Annotated in this window: 25 protein-coding genes and 1 pseudogene; 15 read left to right on the top strand and 11 right to left on the bottom strand. The window is 63.8% G+C overall.

The window, feature by feature from the left end; all coding sequences use genetic code 11:
- The first annotated feature begins 1 nt into the window (after nucleotide 1).
- From ACSNOC_RS09690 to ACSNOC_RS09760, 15 genes are all read left to right on the top strand, one after another.
- Nucleotides 2-4849, top strand: coding sequence for a hypothetical protein (locus ACSNOC_RS09690; protein WP_436746895.1), 4848 nt, complete (start codon nucleotides 2-4; stop codon nucleotides 4847-4849).
- 65 nt (nucleotides 4850-4914) lie between these two features.
- Nucleotides 4915-5811 carry a hypothetical protein gene (locus ACSNOC_RS09695; RefSeq protein WP_436746896.1) on the top strand — a complete coding sequence of 299 codons (897 nt, stop codon included), beginning with the start codon at nucleotides 4915-4917 and terminating at the stop codon, nucleotides 5809-5811.
- A 2-nt stretch (nucleotides 5812-5813) separates the two neighbouring features.
- Entirely contained in the window at nucleotides 5814-7115 is a 1302-nt protein-coding gene (locus tag ACSNOC_RS09700) for a C40 family peptidase (protein ID WP_436746897.1), read from the top strand.
- Between the two features lie 2 nt (nucleotides 7116-7117).
- A complete protein-coding gene (locus ACSNOC_RS09705) occupies nucleotides 7118-8401 on the top strand; it encodes a hypothetical protein (RefSeq protein ID WP_436746898.1) in 1284 nt (427 codons plus the stop codon).
- Between the two features lie 9 nt (nucleotides 8402-8410).
- Nucleotides 8411-9538 carry a hypothetical protein gene (locus ACSNOC_RS09710; protein WP_436746899.1) on the top strand — a complete coding sequence of 376 codons (1128 nt, stop codon included), beginning with the start codon at nucleotides 8411-8413 and terminating at the stop codon, nucleotides 9536-9538.
- Nucleotides 9539-9684: 146 nt separating this feature from the next.
- Entirely contained in the window at nucleotides 9685-10167 is a 483-nt protein-coding gene (locus ACSNOC_RS09715) for a hypothetical protein (protein WP_436746900.1), read from the top strand.
- Between the two features lie 48 nt (nucleotides 10168-10215).
- Nucleotides 10216-11187, top strand: a complete 972-nt coding sequence (locus ACSNOC_RS09720) for a N4-gp56 family major capsid protein (protein ID WP_436746901.1) — start codon at nucleotides 10216-10218, stop codon at nucleotides 11185-11187.
- A gap of 274 nt (nucleotides 11188-11461) precedes the next feature.
- Nucleotides 11462-11608, top strand: coding sequence for a hypothetical protein (locus ACSNOC_RS09725; protein ID WP_436746902.1), 147 nt, complete (start codon nucleotides 11462-11464; stop codon nucleotides 11606-11608).
- A gap of 288 nt (nucleotides 11609-11896) precedes the next feature.
- The gene (locus ACSNOC_RS09730; protein ID WP_436746903.1) at nucleotides 11897-12298 is read left to right on the top strand and encodes a hypothetical protein; all 402 of its coding nucleotides are present in this window, start codon (nucleotides 11897-11899) and stop codon (nucleotides 12296-12298) included.
- A gap of 2 nt (nucleotides 12299-12300) precedes the next feature.
- Entirely contained in the window at nucleotides 12301-13206 is a 906-nt protein-coding gene (locus ACSNOC_RS09735) for a phage adaptor protein (protein ID WP_436746904.1), read from the top strand.
- Complete coding sequence (locus tag ACSNOC_RS09740) at nucleotides 13206-14417, top strand: hypothetical protein (protein ID WP_436746905.1); 1212 nt, start codon at nucleotides 13206-13208, stop codon at nucleotides 14415-14417. Before ACSNOC_RS09735 ends, ACSNOC_RS09740 begins: the two co-directional genes overlap by 1 nt.
- Nucleotides 14417-16330, top strand: coding sequence for a hypothetical protein (locus tag ACSNOC_RS09745; protein WP_436746906.1), 1914 nt, complete (start codon nucleotides 14417-14419; stop codon nucleotides 16328-16330). The genes ACSNOC_RS09740 and ACSNOC_RS09745 overlap by 1 nt, the downstream gene beginning before the upstream one ends.
- Before the next feature lie 231 nt (nucleotides 16331-16561).
- The gene (locus ACSNOC_RS09750) at nucleotides 16562-16798 is read left to right on the top strand and encodes a peptidoglycan-binding domain-containing protein (RefSeq protein WP_436746907.1); all 237 of its coding nucleotides are present in this window, start codon (nucleotides 16562-16564) and stop codon (nucleotides 16796-16798) included.
- A 3-nt stretch (nucleotides 16799-16801) separates the two neighbouring features.
- Nucleotides 16802-17104 carry a hypothetical protein gene (locus tag ACSNOC_RS09755; protein WP_436746908.1) on the top strand — a complete coding sequence of 101 codons (303 nt, stop codon included), beginning with the start codon at nucleotides 16802-16804 and terminating at the stop codon, nucleotides 17102-17104.
- Nucleotides 17105-17161: 57 nt separating this feature from the next.
- Nucleotides 17162-17410 carry a hypothetical protein gene (locus ACSNOC_RS09760; RefSeq protein ID WP_436746909.1) on the top strand — a complete coding sequence of 83 codons (249 nt, stop codon included), beginning with the start codon at nucleotides 17162-17164 and terminating at the stop codon, nucleotides 17408-17410.
- A gap of 67 nt (nucleotides 17411-17477) precedes the next feature.
- Here the strand turns inward: ACSNOC_RS09760 and ACSNOC_RS09765 are convergent, their stop codons facing one another.
- The 11 genes and pseudogenes from ACSNOC_RS09765 to ACSNOC_RS09815 all read right to left on the bottom strand — a co-directional run.
- Entirely contained in the window at nucleotides 17478-17723 is a 246-nt protein-coding gene (locus ACSNOC_RS09765) for a hypothetical protein (protein WP_436746910.1), read from the bottom strand.
- Nucleotides 17720-17947 carry a hypothetical protein gene (locus tag ACSNOC_RS09770; protein WP_436746911.1) on the bottom strand — a complete coding sequence of 76 codons (228 nt, stop codon included), beginning with the start codon at nucleotides 17945-17947 and terminating at the stop codon, nucleotides 17720-17722. Before ACSNOC_RS09770 ends, ACSNOC_RS09765 begins: the two co-directional genes overlap by 4 nt.
- Nucleotides 17944-18258 (bottom strand): hypothetical protein, encoded by a 315-nt coding sequence (locus tag ACSNOC_RS09775; RefSeq protein ID WP_436746912.1) that lies wholly within the window; start codon nucleotides 18256-18258, stop codon nucleotides 17944-17946. The genes ACSNOC_RS09770 and ACSNOC_RS09775 overlap by 4 nt, the downstream gene beginning before the upstream one ends.
- Nucleotides 18251-18646 carry a hypothetical protein gene (locus ACSNOC_RS09780; protein WP_436746913.1) on the bottom strand — a complete coding sequence of 132 codons (396 nt, stop codon included), beginning with the start codon at nucleotides 18644-18646 and terminating at the stop codon, nucleotides 18251-18253. Before ACSNOC_RS09780 ends, ACSNOC_RS09775 begins: the two co-directional genes overlap by 8 nt.
- Before the next feature lie 559 nt (nucleotides 18647-19205).
- A complete protein-coding gene (locus ACSNOC_RS09785) occupies nucleotides 19206-19568 on the bottom strand; it encodes a hypothetical protein (RefSeq protein WP_436746914.1) in 363 nt (120 codons plus the stop codon).
- The gene (locus tag ACSNOC_RS09790) at nucleotides 19565-19831 is read right to left on the bottom strand and encodes a hypothetical protein (protein WP_436746915.1); all 267 of its coding nucleotides are present in this window, start codon (nucleotides 19829-19831) and stop codon (nucleotides 19565-19567) included. Before ACSNOC_RS09790 ends, ACSNOC_RS09785 begins: the two co-directional genes overlap by 4 nt.
- On the bottom strand, nucleotides 19828-20106 hold the full coding sequence (locus ACSNOC_RS09795; RefSeq protein ID WP_436746916.1) for a hypothetical protein: 279 nt from the start codon (nucleotides 20104-20106) through the stop codon (nucleotides 19828-19830). Before ACSNOC_RS09795 ends, ACSNOC_RS09790 begins: the two co-directional genes overlap by 4 nt.
- Nucleotides 20106-20261, bottom strand: coding sequence for a hypothetical protein (locus tag ACSNOC_RS09800; RefSeq protein WP_436746917.1), 156 nt, complete (start codon nucleotides 20259-20261; stop codon nucleotides 20106-20108). The genes ACSNOC_RS09795 and ACSNOC_RS09800 overlap by 1 nt, the downstream gene beginning before the upstream one ends.
- Nucleotides 20261-20470 carry a hypothetical protein gene (locus ACSNOC_RS09805; protein WP_436746918.1) on the bottom strand — a complete coding sequence of 70 codons (210 nt, stop codon included), beginning with the start codon at nucleotides 20468-20470 and terminating at the stop codon, nucleotides 20261-20263. Before ACSNOC_RS09805 ends, ACSNOC_RS09800 begins: the two co-directional genes overlap by 1 nt.
- A gap of 233 nt (nucleotides 20471-20703) precedes the next feature.
- Nucleotides 20704-21345 carry a toprim domain-containing protein gene (locus ACSNOC_RS09810; protein WP_436746919.1) on the bottom strand — a complete coding sequence of 214 codons (642 nt, stop codon included), beginning with the start codon at nucleotides 21343-21345 and terminating at the stop codon, nucleotides 20704-20706.
- A 37-nt stretch (nucleotides 21346-21382) separates the two neighbouring features.
- A pseudogene (locus ACSNOC_RS09815) lies at nucleotides 21383-21481 on the bottom strand (CHC2 zinc finger domain-containing protein); the annotation flags it as partial.
- Between the last annotated feature and the right edge of the window lie 46 nt (nucleotides 21482-21527).

Here is a 21527-nt window from a genome sequence, read left to right on the forward strand (position 1 = left end):
CGTGGGGAATTGGTTCACGGACCTCATTGAGGATACAGGTAATGCCATCGCCTCTGGTATTGAGGCCACCACTCGTGGTCTGAACGCGGTCGATCGCTACATCAACCCCCTTCACGTCGAATTCGATCCCGATGGCGATGTGGATGAGTCCCGGAACCGGGCTCTTGGTAATTTCGCGGGCGATGTCACGCAGCGGGGTGTGGAGTCCTTCACGGCCGCCTATGAGTACGTCTACAGTAACTACGTCTCTCAGCCGCTGAGCACCGCCATCCTCATGGGCCAGCGCCCCGGTCAGCTCCTCTCCGCCGACGAGTGGAGTCGCACATGGACGGCCGCTCAGTACATCAGCCCTGGTCAGGCTTTCCAGCTTCCTTACGCAGAATCATCCCTGCCGGAACAGATTCTCGGGAACATCAGCAATTTCACTGGCACGGGTCCGCTCCTGAACCAACTCGGCATCCTGGGCGAGACCGGCAACGCTCAGCAGGCGGTAGACAGCCCCCTTGTCCGCTACACGCCCCCGGCGGCCATGCTGCCGCCGGACTGGGATCAATACTCCCCTGAGGAGCAGCAGCAACTCCTTGAGGAAATGGGGATGCCGGTCGATCCCCGTGGGGGCAATGCATTCATTGCCGGCCTGCGTGAGCGCAGCATGGGCTTCCGGCTCATCAGCGGTTATGACGATTTCGCTCTCCGCTGGTTTGCCGATCCGGTCACGGGTGCGCTGAAGGTCGCCGGTCAGGCGCGCCAGGCGGCCACCACTGCTCGCCGCCCTCAAGGCGGCTGGAGCCCGGACGACATTGACCGGCTGGTGAATGACAGCCGCATGCAGCGGCTGATCAACTTCCTGGACGAGAACCGGGACAATCCGGCCCTGGTCAACAACACGGACCTGGCACTGAAGAGCGCCATGGGCCCCCGCCTGGGGGCCATCAATTCCGTGCTGAAGAGCCCGGATGAGGTCCGGGATTTCATTCGGGTCGGAATGGGTGATGTGGCCGCAGCGGAGCGGCTGGCGCAGTCAAACGCTTTGGCTGCGCAGCGGATGGACGGCTATCGCAGCCGGATCTCCGTTCTGGGGTCAAACCTGAGCGCCTATGGCGCGCGCTTGCCCCAGGCGGCGCAGGGGGTCATCCGTCAGGAGATTGAGCGCCTGAATGGCGCCATCAGTGCCGATGAGGCTCTGGTGTCCCGGTACAACCAGATCCTTGAGCACGCCGACGAGATAGACCAGCTTCACCTGAGCCGCTGGCAGTTTACCGCAGCGCGTAATCGCACCGAGGCTCAGCGGGCATACGCAACCGGTCCCGCCAAGGACGCCAAGGCGGACGCCCAGTTCGGCCGCCAGTTCCGGCGCAGGATCACCCCCGTGGCAGCCCCGGAGGGCACGGACATCCTGGTCAACTCGGGGATGGTCAAAACCCGTCTGTGGGGCATCGGAGACGCGTTCTCCGTTCCGGTCACGCTCGTGCGTTCCATGAAGAATGCACATCCGAATGGCTTCTTGGAGCTGGACAACGGGGCGGCGTTCCGCCAGGAGAATGTCACGGAGCTGCGAGCACAGCTTGCCCGCATTCCCGGCTTCACTGGCGGCCAGCGCCAGAAGATCCTGAACGACTACCTGAAAACGACCTCTGAGGGTGAGCGTCGCCTTTTCCTGGATCAGCTTGGCGGCCTTGCCATGGGACGCATTGCGGAGAAGTACGGCCTGGACCCGAAGGCGGGCCTGGAGCTATGGGAGGCCACGCGCGCTCAGCGCACGGGGCTGGCCGACAACATGCGTCAGTACAGCACGGCCATGCTCAACCGCCCCGACGCTCCCCCCATCCGAGTGGATGCATTCGAGAACGGCAGCGGCGTCGCGGTTCATCCTCACACCGTCTCACGCCTGGTTAACAATTATGTGCTGGACGATCTTGAGGAATTCGACAAGCTTGTCCGCCGGAACGCCAGCATGTTTCGCGCCTTGCGCGAAGGTGCTGGTGGCGCTCGGGATTGGGTCAGTCGCGCAGGCGATACCCTGAACCAGTATTGGAAATTCGCCACCCTCTTCAGGCTCGGTTACATCCCCAGGACTATCGGGGATGACATAGCCAGTCAGTTTGCCGCCCTCGGTGCGGCGACTATGGCCATGCGCACCGGCTACGGCGTGAAGAACCTCGTGACTAACACGGTGCACCGGTCACGCCGCGCCCTGGAGGGCGCGGCCGTTGCCCTGGAGGGCCGTGCCCTCAGGTATGTGGATGAGGAGCTGGCCGCCATCCGTCCCGAGCTGGACCGTGTCCGCGCCTCCGGTGGCGACACGTCCGGCCTCCAGGCTCGGGTGACTGCCCTGGAGGATCGCCGCGCAGACATGCTGCGCGGCATTGGGGCCCCCCGGCATGAATTCAAAGTTGCCCGCCAGGGCGGCCAGAAGGTCCGCGTTGGGGATCAGGAGTATCCTGCGGCTCTCGCCGGGTCTCAGCGGGCGGAATACTACGCCCAGCGGATCTCGCCCTCACGGGCCTATGACCAGCTTTTCAGCACCAATCGCCAGCTCATCCATGCGAACCTGCTGCGCAGCTTTGACAATGGCGCCCGGCCCATCAGCGCTGTGGATGATGAAGTGAAGCACGCTGAAGCGTGGGCGCACGCGATCAATGCGCAGATCGCAGGTGACGCCATGGAGCGCATGGTCGTTGCCGGCCGCTCTGACCAGGAGATAGTCCAGTGGCTCAAGCGCGCCCCGGAGGGGCGTGACTATTGGCGCAGGCTCGGTGTGGAATCCATGACCACCCCGGAGGAAATCGTCCTGCGCGCCCGTACGGAGGTGGACGAGTACCTCCCCCTTCCGGAGATCCGGGCCCAGGCCCTTACCCCGGAGGGTGTGACGCCCGAATTCCTGAAGGATGCCATCCAGAACCCGCTGCACCGGCCTACGGTCCATATGGCCAATGTGGGCCAGGCTGGGGTGACTCAGTTCTCCGGCATGAACCGCATCATGCAGATGTGGTACAACTTTGCGGTCAATTTGCCGAGTAAGACGCTCTCCCGGCATCCCCTCTTCAACCAGCTCTATGAGGGCCACCTGAAAACGGTGGTGAGTCAGCGCGCAAGACAGGGCGCGAAGCCGCGCACGGTTGATGAGGTGGAGCGCGTAGCGGAGGTTTCCCGCCGCCTGGCGGAGCGGGACATGAAGCGGCTCGTTTTTGACATCTCGCATCGCTCCGACGCGGCAGCGGCCCTGCGTTTCATCTCGCCCTTCTTTTCCGCCACGGCGGAGAGTTTTCAGCGCTGGGCGCGGATCATTGCAGAGAAGCCCGAAGTCCTGGGGTATGCCGCCAAGTGGTACAACGCCCCGGCGTACATGGGGTCACTCCAGACGGCCAATGGTGACCCGATTTTCGCGGATGGCACCTATGTTGACCCGGCCACGGGCGAGCGGAAGCGAGCCAGGAAGAATGACCGCTTCATCGTGGGCCGGTTGCCGGATTGGCTGGTGGACTCCCCGGTCGGTATAGCCATGGGTGCGGAGCGCACCAGCGGGAATTTCATGCTGAGCCAGAACAGTATCAACTTGGTGACCCAGGGAGACCCCTGGTACAACCCAGGGACCGGCCCCATTGTCGCCATCCCCGTGGGTGAGTTTGTCAAGGACAAGCCCTCTCAGGCGGAGCTGGCGAAGCATCTGGGGATTCTCCCCTTCGGTGCCCCAACGGGCGGCACGGTGGCCTCCAGGGCCCTTCAGGGTGCCGCCCCGGGCACCCTGCGCAACTTCCTCATTGCGTTCGACGCCAGCGACTACCGCTACCAGCAGGTCAAGATGCAGATCATGCAGAGGGCGATCTTCTTGCATGAGACACAGGGCGCCCCGATGCCCACCGAGCAGCAGATAGCGGATCAGACCCGGAACTACTGGCTGTTCTCCGCCGCGTCAGCCTTCACCCAGCCAGCAGCCACGCAGCGCAAGGACGCGTACGAATTCTATCGTCAGCAGTATCGCATTCTCCGGGACGCTGACCCCGAGACGGCAGACATGGAATTCTTGTCCCGTTTCGGGGACGACTATTTTGTTTTCGCCCAGAGCATGAGCAAGAATGTGGCCGGCGTGCAGGCCACGAATCAGGCCGTTGAGCTGTCTCAGCAGTATGCCGACCTCCTGGGAGAGCTGCCCGAGCTGGGCAGCCTCATCATCGGCCCGGAGGGCAATGGGCCTTTCAGTCCCGAGGCGTACGCCTATCAGCTCAACCACCCGATTGAGCCGGGCGACCCGGAGGCGCAGCGACGCAGGCTGACCGCGCGCGAGGCGATGGAGGAGAACAACCGTCGTCGCGGTTGGGCGCAGTACACGGCGACCATGAATGGCCTTACGGCCCAGCTCGTCCAGCGCGGGCTGGTGAGTCCGGAAGACCCCGGCGCGGAAGATCTTCTGGCGCAGCGCCAGGCGTTCGTGCACATGCTCGGAGAGCCAATGCTGCCGGACGGCAGCGCGAATCCGTACTACAACGAGCAGTGGTCCGAGGACTGGTTCTCCTTTGATGCGAGGAAGTATGAACGCCTGATCCCCGCCCTTGAGCGCGTGGCATCTGAGGTGCTGGCGAGAGATCCGGACAGGGTTGACCTCCGGACCCTCCAGGTTTACCTGGAGGGTCGCAGGGCCATCCAACAGGAGCTGTCAGCCCGCGAGTTCACGACCCTGGGGGCCAGGGCTAACGCCGACCTTCGTCGTCGCTGGACAGCGTTCACGGGCCAGCTCGTGGAATCCGATACGGGTTTCGGTGACCTCTACAGCCGGTACCTGAGCAGAGACCTCGGCGTGGACACCGAGGAAGAGTCGGCGCGGATGGCGCAGGAAGGAGCGCTGCCCTGATGGCGATACGCGGTGAGTCGTCCGGGGGCTCCGGGGGCGGGAGCGTTGGAGTCCTGAGCCCTGATATGCAGGCACAGCAGGACGCCCTGGCGCAGTTTTATGGCAGCGCCGGACAGGCTCAGAGCCAGACGGAGACCAATTACCCCGGTCTTGTATACCTGGGGCGCGGCCCCGTGGCCCCCACGGACGCCCACGCCCGGCAGCTCCGGGCCCAGGGTTTGGATCCCAGTGTCTCCGGGTGGTCAACCGGCGACCGGTTCGTTACTGGCGAAACGGCCGTTTACGAGTTCAACCAGTGGTCCGCCCGCCGCCGGGCGGACTTTATCGCTCAGGCGAAATTGTCTGGTCTCATCCCCGCCGATGGTGGGCAGATAGAGGCAGCTCGCCTGTGGCGGACGCTGGTGGAGGAGGCGAGCTACTACAACCCTGTTGGATCCTCGGATCGGCGGAAGATTTCCCCGTGGGACATTCTCTCCTCCTATGTCCGCCAGAGCGGCGTCTCCGAGGGTGGCTGGGCCCGGGACCCGAGTAATCCGGATTTTGAGATCAACCGCCTCACGGGCGAGCGCCGGTATGTTGGTCCCCGCTTCAAGACGCAAACTGACACGGCCGTCAACCTGACTGACCCGGCCACCGCAAAGGCGTTGGCGACGTCCGCTTTCCAGCAGCTCATGGGTCGTGACCCCGGTACGGGTGAGCTATCCGCGTTCGCGGAAGCGCTTCGGGCTGCTGAGACCGCAGCGCCAGTCACCCAGACCACCACCACAGAACATGACCCGGTCACAGGGGAAATCATCGGAACCAATTCCGTCGCCTCCGGCGGCCTGGATTCGGCCGGCAAGCAGTACCTGGCGGAGCAGAAGGTCAAGAACACCAAGGAGTACGCGGTCGTCCAGGCAGGGACGACCTACGAGAATGCTCTTGAGCAGATGGTCTTCGGCTCCCCGAGCCTCGGGGCGTAGCCATGGCCATCTCCGCAGAGCAGATCATCGCCACCGCCCGCCAGGCGCTGGGCGTGCAGTACGTCTGGGGAGGCAACAGCCTCTCCTCCGGCGTGGACTGCTCCGGCTTGGTTCAGCAGGCATTCGCCGCCCATGGCATCAACCTGCCGAGAGTCACATACGAACAGATCAACGTTGGCGCCTCGGTTGGCATTGACAATCTTCACGCTGGAGACCTGGTCTTTTTCGACACGGACCGCTCCAAGGGCGGTCCCGATCACGTGGGCATCTATCTCGGTGGAGGGAAGTTCATCCACGCGCCGAGGACCGGTGACGTGGTCAAGATTTCATCTCTCGGGGATTCTTACTACGCCGATAGATTCATGGCTGGACGCCGCGTTCCCGGCGTTTCAGGGGCTCCGGGTGGCCCGGTAACGGGTAACGCCTCTGCGGCCCTCACAGAGGCCCTGGAGGGCCCCGAGTTGGCCGAGCGATACGGGATGTCGTTCGCCTTTTTCCAGAGCCAGCCGGAGCTTCAGCGACTGCTGAGGCAGGCCGTGGAGGGGCAGTGGACTGCCTCTCGCTTCCAGGCGTCCGTGAAGAATACGAATTGGTGGAAGGAGACTTCCAGCAGCGCCCGTGAGGCGCAGGTGCTGGCGGCATCCGACCCGGCCACCTATCGGGCAAATATGGAGGCGCAGCGCATAGCGCTCCAGCAGGCGGCCGTGAAGATGGGCGCCATCCTCACCAAGAGCCAACTGGACAGGCTGGCCCGGGACTCCATTCACTTCGCATGGAGTGACGAGCAGATCCAGAACTTCCTGGGGAAGTACATCGACTTCCAGGAGAACCACACCCTGGGCGGCATGGCAGGTGCCGCCGCAAAGGAGATCACCCGGCAGGCGTATGACCTCGGAATCCGGATCTCCGAGCAGCAGGTGAAGAACTACGCGGCGTACATCGTGCGCGGCGTGGCCAGCATGGAGGAAGTGCAGGTCAACCTACGCCAGCAGGCGGCGGGGGCGTATCCCGGATTCGCCGCGCAGATTGAGGCCGGCGAGTCCGTCAGGGACATCGCCAGTCCCTATATCCAGATGATGGCGCAGGAGCTGGAGCTTCCGGATACAGACCTGGATCTCTACACGCCGAAGATCAGGTCGGCGCTCAACAAGCTGGACGCGGCCGGGAATCCGGCCCCGATGAGCCTCACGGATTTCCAGGCGTCCCTGCGGGACGATCCGCGCTGGGGACAGACTCAGGCCGCCCAGAACAGTGCGATGAACGTCGGCCGCCAGGTGCTGGCGGATATGGGCCTCCTGGCGTAGCCATGGCCGTTACCTTCGAGCAATTCTTCGCCGCGATAGCCCAGCAGGAGAGCGGCAACAATTACACGGCGAAGGGCCCTCCGACTCGCTACGGCCGGGCCCTCGGCAAGTACCAGGTTCTGGAGACGAACATTGGGCCGTGGACTCAGCAGTATTACGGCCGCCGTCTCACCCCGGGGGAATTCCTCACCAATCCTGAGGCTCAGGAAGCGGTGGCTCGGGGGAAGCTCAAGGAGTATTGGGACCTGTACGGCGCCCGTGGCGCCGCCTCGGCTTGGTACTCCGGAAATCCGGATCTGCACATGTCCACGGCCGCCCAGCAGGGCGGGCCGTCCATCAAGTCTTACGTGGACTCCGTCCTTGACATCGCCGCTGGCATGCCCGGTGGTGGTTCCTCTTCTTCGTCGGGCTCTTTCGATGTGGCCACGGTGACACCCATGAGCATCCCCGAGCAAGCCGAATCGTTCGGCCTCAGCCTCCGGCTGATCAACTCCAGCAAAGAGCTGAAAAAGCTCTTTGACAAGGCAGTCAGCCAGTCCTGGTCAGCCACCCGCTTCCAGGCGGCGCTGAAGGCCACGAAGTGGTGGCGCGGGCAGTCGAACACCGCCAGGGAATACCTGACCCTGAAGTACACCGACCCCGCCACATGGAAGCAGGATCGCAACAACGCGGCTGCCGCCATCAAGCTCATGGCGGAAAAGGTCGGCGCGAGCCTCACGGCCGATCAGCTCAATGACGCGGTATATGCGAAGCTGGCCCAGGGGTGGAGTGATGCACGCCTTCAGGCGTGGCTGGGAAGCAAGCTGTCATTCAAGGACGGCCTCCCGCAAGGGGAGGCTGCGGCCACATGGGATGACCTGCATGACCTGGCCTACCAGATGGGGATGACTTACTCCACGACCTGGTACCAGAACGCCACACGGAAGATCGCCGCAGGCAAATCCACCATCCAGGAACACGAGACCTACATCCGGAACCAGGCCGCCACGCGCTACCGGGCCTATGCCACGCAGATCCGCGCCGGCATGTCCGTGCAGGATCTCGCCGCCCCTTACGTGGAAGCGGTATCCCGGATACTGGAAGTGCCTGACACGGACGTGGACACCCTGAGCAACAAGTATGTCCGAAAGGCCATGGAGGGCCTGCCGACCGGCGAGGCAACTCCACTGTGGAAATTCGAGCAGCAGCTTCGGGCTGACCCGATGTGGCGGAAGACTCAGAACGCCCAGGACAGCGCCATGGGCATAGCCCATCAAGTGCTGAAGGATTTCGGATTCGCCTACTAGGAGGCTCCGGTGACGACACCCGCGCAGTACATCCCGCCGGAGTTCCAGCGCTCGCTGGGCTTTGCCGCCCCGGCGAGCAACCCCAAGGAGATTGCCCGGCAGAAGAAGATCCAGGCGGAGCAGAGTGCCTGGGCCGGGAAGTGGCACAGCCAGGTCAACTACTACACGGCCAAGCTGAAGACCGCCAAGGGCGCGAAGGCCGAGGAATACCAGAAGAGGCTGACCGCAGCCCAGAAGGGGCTGGCGGCCACACAGGCCCGCCAGAACGCCGCTCAGGGACGCGTATACGAACTTCAGGGGCAATATGACAAGCTCCTCACCGGGGCCTCCAGAGATGCCTTCAGCGCCCTCACGGCCATGTTCAACAGCTATGGCCTGGGTTCCCTCGCGGGGAAGATCTACGAGTACACCAAGGCCGGCTACAGCGCCGATACGGTGGCGATCCTCCTTCAGGACACGAAGGAGTACAAGACCCGGTTCGCCGGGAATGAGGCCCGGCAGAAGGCGGGCCTCCCTGTTCTGAGCCCTGCGGAGTACCTGGCAACGGAGTCCGCGTACCGCCAGGTGCTGGCGGACGCGGGACTCCCCAAGGGTTTTTATGATTCGCCCACGGATTTCGAGAAGTGGATAGCCGGGGACGTCAGCCCCACGGAGATCAAGAGCCGCGTGGATGACGCGGCTGCCCTCGCACAAAGTGCCGATCCGGCCCAGCGCCAGGCGCTGAAGCAGATGTTTGGTGTGGACGAAGGTGGCATTGTCGCCTATTTCCTTGACCAGGCCAGGGCTGCGCCGGTTCTCCAGCGCCAGGCGGAGGCTGCGCGCATCGGCGCAGCGGCCTTGAGGCGCGGTCTTTTGACTGACCGGGACACCTTCGAGCGGTATGTCTCGATGGGAATTTCCGGTGCTGCCGCCGAGGAGGGTTTTGCCCAGGTTGCGGAGGCGCTGGACCCCATGCGGGCCATTGCCCGCCGTTTCGGTGTTGAGTGGACGCAGAGCATGGGCCAGGAAGAGGTGTTCGAGCCCGGAGGCTCAGCGAGTAACGCAGGCAGGCGCCTGCGTTCGCAGGAGCGCGCCCTGTTTGCTTCTCGTGCTGGCGGAGCCAGGGCTGGCCTTTCGGCTGGCTATCGCCAGACCTAAAGCGCAGTTGCACTATTCCGCATTGCGGAAGTATTCTTCCGATGAGTGGATCGACCGGCCCCACTTGGACTGAGCCCGGTAGCGGAGCGCAGACCCTTCCCCCGGAGGGCGAGCAGGCCGCGAAGAGATGACGGGAGAACAACGCAATGAGCGAATACGGCTTCAATGACTACGCCGATGGCGGCCAGGAGCAGGGTCAGGGGTCACAGGAACCGAAGTGGTTCCGGGACCGCATGGACAAGCTCGCTGGTGAAGTCTCTGAACTGCGGGCGGAGAACGAGCGCCTTCAGGCAGAGCGGCGACAGTCCCAGGTGGCCGAAACGCTCAGGGCGAAGGGCTACAGCCCGAGCGGAGCCAAGCTCTTCACGGGTGAGCCCGAGAAGCTGGATGACTGGCTGACGGCCAACGGTGACGCGCTCGCGCGTTTGCCCCAGGCCCCGGCGGGCCCCCCGCCCAGCACGGTCCCGGCTGACCAGCAGGACCAGATGAGGCTGATCAGTGAGGCCGGCGCCACAGGTGTGGCGCCGCCCCAGGGCGCGGAAGCAGAGCTGGTGAACCGGCTTGCGAACGCCTCTCCCGAGGAATTCGCCCAGATCATGCAGGCGAATGGGTCTCCCTTCTCCTGGTAGCCCGGCACTGGTTCTGACCTCCCCCGACTCTCTTCGCCAGGACAGGTCATGGCCAACGCATATACCGACACTTCAGCCCTGAGCAACGCGGTTCAGACCGCGTATGACAGGCTGTTTGAGTTTCAGCTCCGCTCTCAGCCTCTTTTCCGCGCTTTTGCGGACAAGCGGCCCTCCCAGCTCACCGCCCCCGGTTCCAGCATCACGCTGGAACTGTGGTCGGACCTCGCTGAGGCGACGAGCACTCTTACTGAGACGACCGACCCGGATTCGGTCGCGGTCGGCAATCCGTCCACGAAGACGCTGACGCTGAATGAGTACGGCACCCCGGTCCTTCGGACCCGGAAGCTCAAGCTGTTCTCGCTTTCCGATGTCGATCCCGCTATCGCGTCGATGATCTCCTACAACGCGGCAGCGAGCATCGACACCGTTGTTCAGACGGTGGTTCGCGGCGGTTCGCGCCTCATCCAGCGCAAGGCTGGCGTCCTTTCCTACGTGACCAACGCGACCTCTTCGAATGTCGCCACCACCATGACGGCGACGGACAGCTTCAATTCCGCCATCGCCCGCATGGCCGTGGCGAAGCTCCGCACCTCGCTCGCTGTCCCGCGCCGTGGCGGCCTGTATCACGGGCTGATGCACCCTGAGGTTGCTCACGACTTCCGGGCGGAGACCGGTGCGGGCGGCTGGCGCCAGCCGCACGAGTACAGCGCCGTGGGCAACATCTGGGCCGGGGAGATGGGCACCTACGAGGGTGCCTATTACGTGGAATCCCCGCGTTGCTACAACGCGGTGGACGCCGGTACCGGGGACAACACGGTCCGCCGTTTCCGGAGCTACTACTTCGGCCAGCAGGCGCTGGCGGAGGCCGTGGCCGAGGAATTCCACATCGTGGCCGGGCCCATCGTGGACAAGCTGGCCCGATTCCGGCCCCTGGGCTGGTACGGCGTCGCGGGCTGGGCCCGCTACCGGGAAGAGGCCCTTCTCCGGGTGGAAACCACCAGCACCATTGACGCGAGCTGACGATGCCATGGACGTTCCGGACCCCATCAGTTGATGAGGGTCCGGCGTCCTGGGAGAACCGGCTTTTCCTCCGGGTCAAGCTGGCCAGGGGAATCACGATCCTTGAGACGGCCGGGGTTTACTCGGCCGTCCGGTTCCCTACTCAGGATGAAATGGCTGCGGCCACCATGGTCTACATGGGTGGCCATGAGTATGAAGTAACGGACGCCGTAAGGGCCGCTCTGATAGCGGCAGGCGTGGGCGTCACCGAGGCGAATTTTACGGCGGTCTGATCATGGACGCGAATCACTGCGAGCCGACCGGCAATGGCGGCAACGGCACCCTCATCAACCAGGATGAGCAGCAGATCCTGAACCGCACTGCTGAGCATGCGAACACCCTCGCGCGCACTGAGGGCGCCCAGGAGGGCGAGTTCCACTGATGAGCAGGTGCACAAGCGGGTGCAGCACCCAGAATCACCGGAGCTACGGGGAATGCCTTCAGGCCAAGGCTACTACTACCTATTTGGCAAGCCCCTCCAGGGGGCTTGACGGGACCACGCAGAAGGCGTGGGACAGGGAGCTTGCCGCCTACCGGGCGGCCCGCGCAGAGGGCATACAGCCCGATTCCACACGCATGGCGGGAATAGAGGAGGCCCGTCGCCTCAGCGACGAGCACGGCATGGCATACGGCCGCGATTTCAGCAAGGCCACACCCATGGAGGTGGGCGATGCCTGACGGGATAGTCGGGGCGGTCCCGGCAAAGACCCACCCGAGCAACAATCTGTGCGGCGGGGTGGTCGTGCAGAACAGCACTACCTCTACGGCATTCCTGACAATTCCCGCCGGGCGCACCTGGCGGGGGACCATCAGCGTCTGTGCGGCCAACAACCGCACCACGGCAGCGCATGGAGACACCCGAGTGGTGACGGCAGGAACGAACGCGGTTCCGGCCGCTGACACGATCCTGGCCGTCGCGGTGTCCTTCCGGGACACGGCGGCCACGGTCTCTACCCTTGGTCCGGTCAGCGTGACCGCGCCTGCGGGCAACGCGGTCACGCTGAACCTGGTCAATTCCCTGGGGACCACCTACTCCGGCAGCGCCAGCGCTGTTGGCGAGCTACTGGAGTAGGGATGCCGACTCTCAACGCCCTGGCGGCCCAGGTCCGGCAGCAGCTCCTGGGCTACGCCCTGACGCAGGAGACCGTCAGCGCTCTGAGCGCTGACATGACCGCCTCCGCAGCGACGTTCACCGTGGACACGGCCGATGTCCGCAACATCGGCCGTGGGGTGGTGGAGATTGACGACGAGCTGGTTCTCGTGCGGTCCTACGACTCCACCACTGGTGCAGTCACCGTCATGGGTGGAGTCAATGGCCGTGGCTACCAGGGCACCACGGCCGCCAGCCACAGCGCCAACGCGCTGATCACCAGCGCTCCCGCCTTTCCCCGCGCCAGGGTCAAGGAAGCCATCAATCAGGCCATCACCGGCCTTTACCCGGATCTCGTGGCGTTCGGAACGACGGAGATCACCAGGGTCTCCGTGGTCTTCGAGTACGAGATGCCGGCGGAGGCCATGGACGTCTGGTACGTGACCGGAGAGACGGTCGGCCCCACCAAGGTGTGGCAACCGCTCCAGAACTACAGGTTCAACCCCAAGGCGAACACCACGGACTTCGCCAGCGGCAAGAGCATTCAGCTCCTGGACGAGATTGTCCCCGGACAGAAGTACCGGGTCGTGTACGCCAAGACCCCGACCGCCCTCTCCAGTGGTTCTGCGGAGCTGACGACTACCGGCTATCCGGCCTCCGTGGAGGATGTGGTTCTCTATGGGGCGTGCGCCCGTCTGGCGCCCGCCTATGAGGCGGGGCGCCTCCAGCAGAGAGCCGTTGAAGCCGCAGAGCGCAGCACCATTGTGCAGCCGCAGAGCGCCCTCAGGACGGCCGCCTATTACCAGGGGTTGTACGAGCAGGCGCTTCTCAGAGAGAAGCGACGCCAGTTCGCTGAGGTGCCCACCTTCGCCAGTTATCAGGGGTCCTGATGGCCAACGCATATTTCTACAGCAACACGGCCCTCGCTACTACCCTCAATGGGTCAATCACGGCAGGGGCCACGACCCTTGTTGTGACCTCTGTCGCCGGCCTGCCGGGCTCCTTCCCATACATCCTGGCCCTGGATTACGGGGCTGCGACGGAGGAGCTGGTGAAGGTCACCAGTGCCGCGACTACCACGCTCACTGTCGAGCGGGCATTTGGCGGGACCTCGGCCCAGTCACATTCGACCGGGGCCGTTGTCAGGCACGTCTACAACGCCGTTGACGCTACCGATTTCCGTACCCATGAGGCCGCTTCCAGCGGCGTCCACGGACTGACCGGCTCCGTGGTCGGGACTACGGACACCCAGACCCTGACCAACAAGACCCTGACCTCCCCGGCCGTGTCAGCCGGTACATTCTCAGGCAACCCCGCTTTCTCCGGGAACCCGGACTTCGCCGGGACCCCGACATTCCCTGGCGCCGCCGTGTTTACCGGGGGCGCGACTGTGGCCACAATCCCGGTTTTCCAGGCCGGTACCGGCGAATTGGTGGCCGCCATACGGGTCACCGGGGACGCCATTCCCCGCCTACAGGTGGGGCCTGACGGGCTGCTGGCCTGGGGATCCGGCGCAGGCTCGGCAGACACCTTCCTTCAGCGGGAGGCAGCCGCCGTTCTGGCGGCGACCGGAACGCTACGGCTCTATGAGTCGTCCTCCTCCATTACGGCCCTCAGCATTCGTGTCACGGGCGACACTGCCGGGCGTCTTTTCATCAACGCGGACGGCTCTCTCAACTGGTCTACCGGGGCCGGGTCGGCAGACACCAACCTCTACCGCTCTGCGGCCAATACCCTGAAAACCGATGACGTTTTCAGTGCCCAGATCGAGACGATGACCGCCCCCACGGCATCGTCGGGATTCAGCGTGAATGACTACTCCGGTAAGCGGACCTGCGGCGTCACGGCCGTGACGGTCATCATGACGGTCAGCTCCAGCATTGCCGCCAGCTCCACCGGCAATATCACCGACACCTCAATGGCAACTCTGCCCAGCACCTGGCGGCCACCCTTCAATGTCAGCGCCTCCTGGTCTACCGGGACTGAGTCCGGCGAGGCCCGCATTGGCACCGATGGCGTCATCACCCTGCGGACCAGCTCCGCCAGCTCCACGATCGGCATAGGCTCCAACGTCACCTGCTCTGCCGCCTGGGTGGGCTGATGTCCATCCTGCCCAGTCACCTGCCGCTCCCGCTATCCGCCCGAACCGGGCGGGCTTCGGAGACGTACACCCCTGAGGGGATTGCCTATGACGTGGCGATCGGCGGGATGCCGTTCCTCCTGGCAATCACCCCGGATCGCCCGCTCACGCGTGAACTGGCGCAGATCCGCAAAGAACAGATTGACCAGCAGGAGATCCCGGGTGAGCAGTCTCTCGCTGACTGGTGGCTGCGAAGCCAGTCCACTTTCATTGGAGGCGCCGGGCTCCTTTATCAGGACCCGGACGCCTCCAACCAGTACGCCATCCAGTACGGCACTTCCACGGGTCTCAACCCGTGGGTCAACGGCAAGCTGACTCTGCTCAAGGCCACCTCTCAGGACATTGCTGACGGGTCCGCCAACGCTCACTACGTACTGGGCTGGAATGACGGCACAGACAGGTACTGGAGCGCCGTAGGAACGGCTCTCAAGTCCTCCACAGGCTCTGCCTCCACCACCATCACGTGGGGCGGCTCAGGGACCATTCTGGCCCTCGCGAGCGACGGCACAAGGTACTTCGCTGCCGACTCCACTGGGGTCTACTCCGGCACCGGTACGGGCGCCGGGTCCCTTCTGTGGAACACCGGCTCCAGCAATGTCTCCATGGGATGGGTGAAGGGACGGCTCATTGCCGGCATAGGGGCCAGCGTCTACGAACTGGTAGGCACTGGGCCCACCCTGCCATCCGCCAAGTTCACTCACCTGAATAGCTCCTGGCGCTGGAGCGCCGTTGCCGAGGGCACCAACGCCATCTATGTGGCCGGGTACGCCGGAAGCCAAAGCGCTATCTACAAGTTCATCTTGGACACGGACGGAGCCGTCCCGACGCTCGCCAGCGGCGGCATCCAGACGGCCCAGCTCCCGCTGGGCGAGACCGTACTGAGCATGACCACGTACCTCGGCTCGTATGTCGGTATTGGCACGAGCCGGGGATTCAGGGTCGGGGAAATCGATGACAACGGGGATATCGCCTACGGGCCCCTGCTGTTCGAGAACTCTTCGGGAGTGAGAAGTGTCGCGGGTTATGACCGGTTCTTCTTCGTCGCCGCGACGAATGCCATTTCTTCCCGGTCCGGGCTGTACCGGGTAGACCTGGGCCAACCGATAGCCAATGAGGGCGTCACGCCCTCCCTACGCTATGCCTACGCCACAGACCTCCAGGCCCACGTCACGGGTACTGTAGACTCCGTGACCCTGTTGGGGAATTCCTCAAGGATGGTCTTCACGGTCCGGGGGCAGGGTTCCTACCTGGAGCACGCCACCAGCCTGGAATCCACCGGCACGTTCGTCACGGGCCGCGTCAGGTACAACACCTTGACAGGGAAATTGTTCAAGTTTTTGACCTTGAGGACACCGGCCTCCCTCTCCGGGTCCCTCACGGCATCCGTGATTGATCCCGGCGGGGGTGAGACCACGGTCATCACCGTGACCGGTGGAGCTGAGGCGGAGAACGTTCTTCTCCAGTCGCCGGCCACTGCCGCCGAATGGCTCCAGCTCAAGCTGACCTTTACCCGGGACGGCAGTAATGCCGCCCTCGGACCGGAGGTCAACGGCTGGCAATTCAAGGCCCTCCCCGGAGAGCTGAGACAGCGGATCTTCCAGCTTCCGCTGAGCTGCTTCGACTTCGAGCAGGACAGGAGCGGACAGCAGGTGGGGTACGAGGGCAGGACCCTTGCTCGCCTAGAGCAGTTTGAGACCATGGCCCAGCGAGGCGATGGGGTCACCTATCAGGATCTCGCCTCGGGCTACAGCTATCTCGTACTCGTGGACGAGTACGAGTTCCGCCAGACATCCCCTCCGGGGGACAACAACGCCGCCTATGGCGGCTATCTGTACGTCCGCCTGCGGACCATCGCAGACGTGGTTTCGAGTTAGGGGAGAAATGACCCAGCCTCGCCGCTTCCACCTTCAGCGGCTGATAGATGTCACCGGAGTGTCCGGCACGGGCAGAGTGGCCGATGGCGTGCGATGGCCGGACGGGACGGCCTCTGTTCGCTGGCGGGGCCCCTGGCCCAGCACGGTCCACTGGGATCGCATCGAAGATGCTGAGATCGTGCACGGCCACGGTGGGGCGACTCGGATCATCTGGGATGACCCGGAGGAGTAATGACCGACTGGATGCCCCGGGAGCACATCCTGAGACCCGTCACAGAGGCTGAAAGAGAGGCCGTGAAGACGGCCCAGAGGGCCCTTGGAGTGGCGGAGACAGGAGAGCTGGACGACGCCACGAAAGCGTCCCTGCGGGGCATTCAAAGGCTTCTGAACCTCCCGGTCACAGGAGTTCTGGACCGGGCCACAGCAGGCGCTCTGGAGCGCCTGAGACCACCAGGATTGAGGGACTAGGAAATGCCCGCCATTCCCCTGGCCACTGACGTGACCACCGTGGGGCAGACGGCCCCGGTTGTCATGCCGGAGAGCCGCTGCTATGTCCTCCAGATCACCTGGTCTGGCGGCACGGCCACCATTCAGCCGGAGTTCAGTATCGATGGCGAGACCTTCTTCGCCGTTACTCCGGTTCCCCCGAATCTGTCCCTGACGGCCAACGTCAGGGCTCATCGAATCGTGGATATGCCCGTGTCCGCCATGCGGATCAACGTCACCGCCATTGCCGAGGGCGTGACTGTCAGCGCCGTGGCGCTAGCCCTGTAGGAGCAGAGATGAACAGGTTTGCTGAGGACGAGAACATCTGGTGGGCGGCAAGAAGTCATGGGTGAGACTGAATTCGGGGTGGCGATTGCCCTGGCCGAACTGAAGGGCGAGGTCAACACCGGCTTCGCCACCGTCAAGGGGATGCTGGATGGGGCCCTTCAGCGCACAGACAATGCCGAGCGGGAGATCTCTGACCTCAAGGCCAGGGTCACCGCCCTGGAGAAGAAAATCCTGATGGTTGCCGGATTCACCGTGGCCGCCGGCACGTCCGGCGGGGTCAGCCTCTGGCAGCTTCTCGGAGCCTGAAACACAGAAAATCCCCCCGCCGGAAGGCGGGGGGATTTTGTTGTGTGATGTCCTGAGGCAGTGAGGCTCAGGGCTTCGCTTCTTCGGACAGGCCCAGGGACTCCTTCACGCGCCTGTCGGCGGCCAGCCCCAGGTTCCTGGTCCTCAGGATGAAGCGGTGGTCGATCTCCAGTTCGGTCCGCAGGTCCCCTACGGTCCTGATGTCCCACCACTTCAGGAGGGCCAGGACTATCCGGTGACCAAGGGGGTCACACCCGACCGTGTCATGCAGTTCCTGGCCCATCCGGGCGTAGTGGCATGCCCTGGCTGTCACCCCGCCTCCGGGTCAATCAGATCGACAGCGTCGAATGCCCCTCGGGCGTCTTCGCAACACGGACCCTCACCATCTGGGGAGAAGTGGTAATCTCTGATCTCCTCCGCCAGCTCGTGGGCGTGGCGGTTCAAGATGTCATCCGCCACCTCTTCCATGGTTGCGTGATGCTCTAGAAAATCCGGATGGGACTCCAGCCAGTCAAGCAGGTCATCCCTCGCGCTCACTCGTCATCCTCCCGGTAGGGGCAGTCCGAGTCAGCGTAGCTGCCCAGTTCGTCTATGAAGTCCGGCAGGTTGCTCCAGGAGCCATACGACCACCCGGCCTCTTCGCCGTGCTCGCAGCGAAGCTTAGCCGTGAAGGTGAAGCGGTCATCCCGGGTGTAATCCGAGTAGCAGTCGCACTCCCATCCCATGTCCGCCACCTTGACGACCGTGGTCGGACAGGCCGCAAGGTGCGCTTGCCATCCGCGCGATCGCGCTTCCGCCCGATACTTCTTCAGGAGCCAGGCGTTGACCTTGGCGTCTATGTCACTCATCGCCCACCTCCTCAGGGTCGATCAGCTCGACCTCGCCAGCCAGGCGGTCCGGCAGCTCCGGCTGGGCAAAGACTGCCCAGCCGTTGCCCGTCTGGGGCGGAGGCGAACGGAAGTCTCCTGGGGCAACGGCTCCAAGCGTCGCGGCCTTGACTGCCGTCTCCGATCCAGGATCCGCCAGCATACCGACCCTGTGCAGCTTCCGCAGCAGAGCTTCCTTGCCGTCCTCCACAGAGAGGACGATCTTGGTCTCCGTGTCCTCATCCTGGATGAGGAACGTGACCTCACTCCTCCCGGGCTTCATGGTCAGGTCAGACATCGCTCCCCTTCTCCCGGCCGGCTCAACAGAGCCGCCATCTATCTCCACACTCTGGACGATTTCGTAGCTCACTCCCGCCTCCCAGCGAAGGCCATGGGCGAGCGATGCAGTGGTATGACGTTCCCCCTGGGCGGGAACCATAGTTCGGAGGCGTCCGCCTTCGTCATTGGGGCATCGCGCCATGCGGGTGCAGGCACGTGATAGGACTGGGAATTTCTGAGTTGGGCGACCTGTAGCTTCTGGAACTCCACCTCATTCCACGCCTCTTCACATCCCCGTACGGCCTCCCTGAGTTCCTTGTTGAGATACGCGACCTCTCGTCGCAGCCGGTCGCGTTCGACCAGCAGCAAACGAAGAGACGGGCTCGCATGAGCCCGTCTCTTCTTCCTCCAGAACCTCCACCTCACTGGAGTCCCCTCATCTATTCCATATCCATGACTACACCGGGCGTGGGCGAGCTGGTCAGGTGCCAGCCACCTCCGGCGGGGCAGCGATAGACGCGCTGCTCGCGCCGGTTCGGCAGGCCGCTGGCCTTGATGTGCCGGAGCATCGCCTTGGCCTCCCTTTTGGAGACGTAAGACCGCTTGTCGCAGGCGCACGTCATGGGCGCTCCGGCGCGGGACACAGGTGCTCAGTCATCAGACAGCCCCAGAAGCATTCGCGTAACGCGATGGATGTTTTGGTACTTCTCCTCGGTCGTGTGGCCGTCCCAGGTCACATGGCCTGCCGGGTACCTAGGGATGCCGTCGAAGAGAGGAAGGTCGTCAGGGGCTATGTGCCAGCTCGCCTGCTTGCCGCCGATAGTCATATAGAGGATGGGCCACCAGTCTATGGAGTCCTCCTCGGGCATGACGAGGACTGCTCCCTTGCTGAGAGCGGCCAGGAGCGCCACCAGGTGAGCCCTCTCCCGGTAGACGCTGGAGATCTGGTCCTCAAGAGCCATAATGCGCTCGGCGTACGCTTCTTCCATCGGGTCCCCCCACTTGAAGCTCACCGGCCCTCACCCGCCTCGGCGGCGTCGGCCGTGCGGCGCAGCAGCTCCATCCCGTGGATCGTGCCGAGGTCCCACGCCTCACGGATGCTGCCGATATCGGTGTCGTTCTCGACCTGATCGTCGTAGCGCAGGGCGAGCACAGCCTCAGCCGCCTCCCGCAGCACTTCGGCGCGATAGGCGTCCAGTTGCTTGAGGAAAGAGATTCCCCGGGTTGACTGGTCGTTGAGTCCGGACAGGAAGATCAGACTGTCTCTCGCACTCACTTCTCCTCGCCCCCGATGTAGCGGGCGTACACGCAGTGCTCGCCCTCATGGTTCGTGGCCGCCTTCAGCTCCCACTCCTCCCTTGGAAGAAAAGCGGGAGATTCCCGCTTCAGGTAGGACGCCCTGACCCTGGCGTCAGCCAGGGTGGAAGCGGTGGTGATGATGGCCCACTCGCCCCTTCTCTGACGCAGCTCCCGAGCTGCATCCATGTAGATGCTCCTGACGCCCGGCTTCTTTCTCTGTCCCGTCGGCGGGTTCTCGAATCGGATGCTCATCACATGCTCCAAGCGTTGTCCAAGCGGGCCTGGAGCCATCTCTGAAAGTCCAGCCAGGACATGTCGTCCCACTCCTCCCTGAGGAGCTTCACGGCCAGCGTGACAAGCTGCTCGGCGGTGATCTCGGTGGGCGTCTGTGTCGGTTCGTTCTCCATCAGTCCTCCAGGGTTCCGTTGTTCAGGAGTCGGCCGATAATGTCGGCCCGGTCGTTCTCGCCCGCCAGGCGGAGGAGGACTTGCATCCGCTCCAGCCCGGCCCGGTCGAAACCCCAGTCCACACTTCCATCAGCACGTGTGAACCGGTGAAGTTCAATACCCGCCGAAGCCAGGGCCGCCTTCGTGGCGGCAACGTCGAAATCAGTCATCGGTGGTTCCGTTGACGGCTCGGGCGAGGGCGAGAAAAAGGCCCTCCATGAGGCAGGAACGGCACTCGTCCGAGCACTCCCAGTGATCTCCCGCGACGACCATTTCGTGCTCCTGGACCTCTTCGTCTATAAGCTCCGCATAGCCTTCCAGTAGATCGGCCAGTGCGCCCCGGAATCCAGTGCGGCTCCCGCCGCCCGAGGCGGTCAGGATCCCAGCCGCAGAGCGCAGCTCCTCAGCCGGGGATGAGGGCTCGGAGGGCTCCTGCCCCTCCAGTTCTCCAGATGTCATTCGCGTCCATTCCTTCCGGGTAGTGGATCGGTCTGGCGTTGATCTCCTTGGCCAGAAAGGCAACAAGCGTGTCACCCGCCTTGTCCGCGTCGGCGGCGACGTAGATAACCGGGAAGTCGTCAAGGCAGAACTTGTAGTAGGTTTTCCATGCCTTAACCCCGGCGAGACTGACAGCGGGAACTCCGGCCATAGTCCACGAAATGGCGTCTATCTCGCCCTCGGTGACCACAGCGAAATCACTGTCCGCCTTGAGGGCGGCCACGTTGTAGAGATGGCCTTCTTCCCCGGCGGGCTTCAGGTACTTCTTGCAGCCCGCCTCCTTGCAGTCGTGGGGCCGCGTGCAGCGGAAGTTGAAACTCACCGGCCCGGAGGGCGTGAGGTATGGGATGGCCAAACGCCCCTGGTACCCCTCATGCCCTGCCAGGGGGGACGTAACGACGCCCAGCCTGAACTGGGCGGCCACGGCCGGACCTATCCCCCTCCCCTTCAGATACTCCTGGGCGCTGGTATCGGCCGCGAGTGCGGTCTGGTACCTGGAGACCGAGGTCTCCAAGAATTGTCTCTGCTCTGCTGAGAGCGTCTTCACGTGAGCAGCTCTCCATTGCCATGATGAGATGGATTGCGGAGCCTTTGGCTTCGCAGCTATGACAGAAGAAGACGCCCTTCTTCACGTTCACACGCATGGAAGGGCGCCTTTCTCCATGGATGGGGCAGCAGGTCATCTGCTCACCCCAGCGTGAGCCCCGGAGTTCTACTCCATAGTGTTCA

This window comes from Streptomyces sp. URMC 129 (genome assembly GCF_051386415.1).
In the GTDB taxonomy this organism is placed as follows: Bacteria; Actinomycetota; Actinomycetes; order Streptomycetales; family Streptomycetaceae; genus Streptomyces.

Bases quoted from the DNA above. Each gene is read 5' to 3' on its own strand.
- ACSNOC_RS09720 (WP_436746901.1), top strand. From the start codon at position 10,216: ATGGCCAACGCATATACCGACACTTCAGCCCTGAGCAACGCGGTTCAG.
- ACSNOC_RS09805 (WP_436746918.1), bottom strand. From the start codon at position 20,470: ATGACTGATTTCGACGTTGCCGCCACGAAGGCGGCCCTGGCTTCGGCG.
- ACSNOC_RS09695 (WP_436746896.1), top strand. From the start codon at position 4,915: ATGCAGGCACAGCAGGACGCCCTGGCGCAGTTTTATGGCAGCGCCGGA.
- ACSNOC_RS09760 (WP_436746909.1), top strand. From the start codon at position 17,162: ATGGGTGAGACTGAATTCGGGGTGGCGATTGCCCTGGCCGAACTGAAG.
- ACSNOC_RS09700 (WP_436746897.1), top strand. From the start codon at position 5,814: ATGGCCATCTCCGCAGAGCAGATCATCGCCACCGCCCGCCAGGCGCTG.
- ACSNOC_RS09730 (WP_436746903.1), top strand. From the start codon at position 11,897: ATGCCTGACGGGATAGTCGGGGCGGTCCCGGCAAAGACCCACCCGAGC.
- ACSNOC_RS09715 (WP_436746900.1), top strand. From the start codon at position 9,685: ATGAGCGAATACGGCTTCAATGACTACGCCGATGGCGGCCAGGAGCAG.
- ACSNOC_RS09750 (WP_436746907.1), top strand. From the start codon at position 16,562: ATGACCGACTGGATGCCCCGGGAGCACATCCTGAGACCCGTCACAGAG.
- ACSNOC_RS09795 (WP_436746916.1), bottom strand. From the start codon at position 20,106: ATGAGCATCCGATTCGAGAACCCGCCGACGGGACAGAGAAAGAAGCCG.
- ACSNOC_RS09725 (WP_436746902.1), top strand. From the start codon at position 11,462: ATGGACGCGAATCACTGCGAGCCGACCGGCAATGGCGGCAACGGCACC.
- ACSNOC_RS09745 (WP_436746906.1), top strand. From the start codon at position 14,417: ATGTCCATCCTGCCCAGTCACCTGCCGCTCCCGCTATCCGCCCGAACC.
- ACSNOC_RS09800 (WP_436746917.1), bottom strand. From the start codon at position 20,261: ATGGAGAACGAACCGACACAGACGCCCACCGAGATCACCGCCGAGCAG.
- ACSNOC_RS09775 (WP_436746912.1), bottom strand. From the start codon at position 18,258: ATGAGTGACATAGACGCCAAGGTCAACGCCTGGCTCCTGAAGAAGTAT.
- ACSNOC_RS09755 (WP_436746908.1), top strand. From the start codon at position 16,802: ATGCCCGCCATTCCCCTGGCCACTGACGTGACCACCGTGGGGCAGACG.
- ACSNOC_RS09705 (WP_436746898.1), top strand. From the start codon at position 7,118: ATGGCCGTTACCTTCGAGCAATTCTTCGCCGCGATAGCCCAGCAGGAG.
- ACSNOC_RS09735 (WP_436746904.1), top strand. From the start codon at position 12,301: ATGCCGACTCTCAACGCCCTGGCGGCCCAGGTCCGGCAGCAGCTCCTG.
- ACSNOC_RS09740 (WP_436746905.1), top strand. From the start codon at position 13,206: ATGGCCAACGCATATTTCTACAGCAACACGGCCCTCGCTACTACCCTC.